Source organism: Streptomyces sp. NRRL WC-3549 (assembly GCF_000721935.1).
Classification (GTDB): Bacteria; Actinomycetota; Actinomycetes; order Streptomycetales; family Streptomycetaceae; genus Streptomyces.
Genome location: NZ_KL585463.1, coordinates 1 through 3,335, shown reverse-complemented (window position 1 = coordinate 3,335; position 3,335 = coordinate 1). Strand labels below are relative to the sequence as shown.

Sequence of the window (3,335 nt, the reverse complement as noted above, 5' to 3'; positions counted from 1 at the left end):
GAGATGTGTATAAGAGACAGGTTCTTGAACTCGCCGACGAGTTCCTTCTTCTTGGTGTCCACGCTGATCACCGGCTCGCCTGCCTCCCGGTGTTCTCGGGCCTGTTCGTTGAGATAGCGGAACTGGGCGTCACGGTCGGCGTGCTGGCCGCCCTCCAGTGTCTTGGCGTTGGCCTGGAGGCTGAAGCCTTCCTCCCGCAGCAGGTCGGCGACAGTGTCGGCACTGACCTTGTGCCCGGCCCGCGACAGCTCGCCCGCGAGGGCGCGGGTCGACTTCACCGTCCACCGCAGCGGCGACATCGGATCCCCGCGCTCGTCCGGCTCGACCAGCGCCAGCAAGGCCGGGCGCAATCCCGGGTCGAGATCCACGACCCGCTTACGCCCACCGCCCGGCCGCCGGACCCGCCCCCTCCCCCCGCCCTTGCGGACCGTCGTCTCACTCACTGCGGCGGCCCGCGCAACGGCCCGGATGCCGCCGTGCCCCAGGATCCGGGCCTCCGCGGCCATCAGCAGCCGCCGCTGCCGTTCGTCCAGGTGCGGGAACAACACCGCAAACCTCACAGCAAGTTGATCGCAAGTCACGTCCGGGATGCGCATACCACACCAACGAGCCACGGAACGAGAAGCAACACCTTGATTCTCTGCAAGCCCTTAGGACGGCCCGGGAGGGCGCTCGTGCTCTTGGCATGGCATATCCGTCACGGGTTGCAGTCCTGGCAGACATCGCGGATGTCTACGTCTTCTAAAGACTCGGGCCTGTAACTAGGCATCGCGAGCCGGTCTCCCTGGAGGGCCAGTCCTCCAGAATTTGATTGCATGTCGCACGAGTAGCCCAAGAAATAGCAATTGATTCCGAAGTGACTATTCACGGATTTGATGGCCGTCTTGGTTGAATTAAGCCAGACTTGATGAGGGCCCGACCATAGACTTCCTCCGTCAATGCCATGGACATCTCGCATGTGTGCGGTCATGTCGCGGACGGAGAGGTTGATGCTCATGTCCATGGACATGTGTGGCAGGTCTGGCCGTGTGTCATTTAGGAAGTCAAGAACGCCGTCCGGGATTCGCACCCTGTCCTCAGCTAGACGGCAGCATGCATGCTTAACGAAGTACTTCAGCACCTCTGCTGTTCGCTCGCTCCAGTCGGTGCCGAAGACCGCACGCATGTGAACTTCCCCAGCGGAAACGATCAGTTCTTCTTCGGAGTGCAGATACTGGGCGAAGATGTCATAAGACCTATCAAATACTTGGCTGCGCTCGTTGTTGCAGCGCGCGCAAAGGACTTTGGCAAATTTTAGCTTCCTCGAATTCGCTCCTTGGATGTATTCTTCGCGACTGGAGCCGCTCTTTACGCGGACTACTCCTGTCTTCCAAATGTCCGTCTGAAAGTTCCGTACGACATCAGACTTCTTGTAGCGGTGCTCTCTGGAATCTGCGCTACTACCGCACCACCAACACTTCCCTTGGTAGTCGTAGAGAAGTTCGCTCGGAACTGAGACATCCATGCTGGCCCTCCTTGAATTCTCTGCCTCATGATGGCATGCGCTACGTCGTGCGTCAGCAGGATTTATCCGCTCAGTGCGATAGACCGTGGAGCGCGGGAGGTTGCGACGGTAGGGTGCCGGGGTGACCAAGAGAGCTAGGCGGCAGGTATCCGATGGCGCTGCGCAAGCGGCCATAGCCAGCGTTGCGACAGGTGCTGGTGCGGTCATGGGCGGACCTGCGGGTGCACTTGTAGGAGCTGTGACGGCGCCCGTGCTGTCGACCGGTCTAAAGCTCCTTTCGGAGAAGGTCGCGCGAAACCGTCAGGATCGGAGCTCCGAAGTCTTCCTTTTGGCGGCTGATGCGCTCGGAGTAGATGAGGGGGAATTGTCTGACGTTCTTTTGTGGGATGAGCGCCTTCTGGAGTTGGCGGGGAGGGTGCTCCTTTCAGCTCAAGATATATCGCTTGGGGCGAAACGAAGAGCCTTGGCCCTTTCCCTTGCTGCGGCCGCAGAGGACCCGTCACCAGCGAGACTGGATGTCATGGAGCTTGTCCATTCCGCTCTGTCGTCTATAGATGCGCCCCATATTCGCTTCATGTACATCATGTCTGAGACTGAACCTCTCCCGGAACTTCCTGATCGGCCGATTGCTGGCCGAACCTACGGGATGTCTGTAGATCAAGTCTCCAAGAAGGATCCAGGATTGGCGGAGGGCGCCTCGGTGATTCTTCAGAAGCTGCTATCTCTGGGGCTGATAGAAAGTTCATCGAACGGTATAACGATTGGAGATCGGCATAAGCCGTATGCGCTGTCACGCCTAGGGGTTCGCCTTCTCTTGTTCCTCCGGGAACCACAGGGGTAATGAACGAGAAGGTCGGTGGAGCGGCTTTGGGCTGGAGCTGCTTTGGGGCGAGTGATCTTGGCCCCGTAAGCTGATGGCGGGTCGGGCGGTCTGTGGACCTGCCCGTTAAGACCGTGTCCTATGTGGTGAGGCGGACGTTGGGCTCGGTATGGGGCGGGGTGCATGGAGTTGGATTGTTCCGGACGGGCTGTGGGAGATCGCGGAGCCGCTGATCCCGCCGTCGAAGGTGAGGCCGCAGGGCGGCGGGACGCAGGACACGCCTGATGAGACGCTGTTCGCCGCGATCATCTACGTCCTGGTCAGCGGATGCGCCTGGCGGGCCCTGCCACCGTGCTTCGGGATATCGAAGTCGACAGCCCACCGCAGATTCCTCATCTGGTCAAGAGCCGGTGTCTGGGGACGGCTCCACGAGGAGATCCTGCACCGCCTGGACGACGCCGGCCTCCTCGACCTCTCCCGAACAGTCCTCGACTCCGCCCACGTGAGGGCTAAAAAGGGGGCGAACTCACAGGCCCGAGCCCCGTGGACAGGGGCAAGCCGGGCTCCAAGATGCACGTCCTGTGGGACGCGAACGGACTGCCCCTCCTCGTCGGCCTCTCAGCGGCGAACACCCACGACAGCCTCGCCCTGAAGCCCATGATCGAGGGCCACCAAACGAGACACGACCCCCACCGCGGCCGCTACTTCAAGCCCCGGCGTCTACATGCGGACAAAGCGTACGACGTCCCTCACCTGCGGAAATGGCTACGGGGCAAGCACATCGGGGTCCGTATCGCCCGCAAGGGAGTCGAGTCCAGCGAACGCTTAGGCCGCCGCAGATGGGTCATCGAGCGCACCATGTCCTGGCTGACCGGCTACCGCCGCCTAAACCACCGATACGAACGCCACCCCCGCAACTACCTGGCCTTCCTCGGCCTCGCCGCAGCACTCTGCTGCTACAAACGACTCCTCCGGATCACCACATAGGACACGGTCTAAGAAGCCATCTCA

At 61.1% G+C, this 3,335-nt stretch carries 3 protein-coding genes; 1 reads left to right on the top strand and 2 read right to left on the bottom strand.

The window, feature by feature from the left end; genetic code table 11:
- Both IH13_RS0136090 and IH13_RS43790 read right to left on the bottom strand, forming a co-directional pair.
- On the bottom strand, positions 1–596 hold a 596-nt coding region (locus tag IH13_RS0136090), incomplete at its 3' end, for an ISAzo13 family transposase (RefSeq protein ID WP_110085092.1).
- Between the two features lie 101 nt (positions 597–697).
- Positions 698–1,504, bottom strand: a complete 807-nt coding sequence (locus IH13_RS43790; protein ID WP_158791527.1) for a hypothetical protein — start codon at positions 1,502–1,504, stop codon at positions 698–700.
- 989 nt (positions 1,505–2,493) lie between these two features.
- Between IH13_RS43790 and IH13_RS43250 the strand changes: the two genes are divergently transcribed.
- Positions 2,494–3,311, top strand: a protein-coding gene (locus tag IH13_RS43250; RefSeq protein ID WP_110085091.1) for an IS5 family transposase whose coding sequence is annotated in 2 segments (ribosomal slippage) — positions 2,494–2,836 and positions 2,836–3,311 — 819 coding nt in all. Because the reading frame shifts where the segments join, the coding sequence is not laid out codon by codon here.
- The last annotated feature ends 24 nt before the right edge of the window (positions 3,312–3,335 follow it).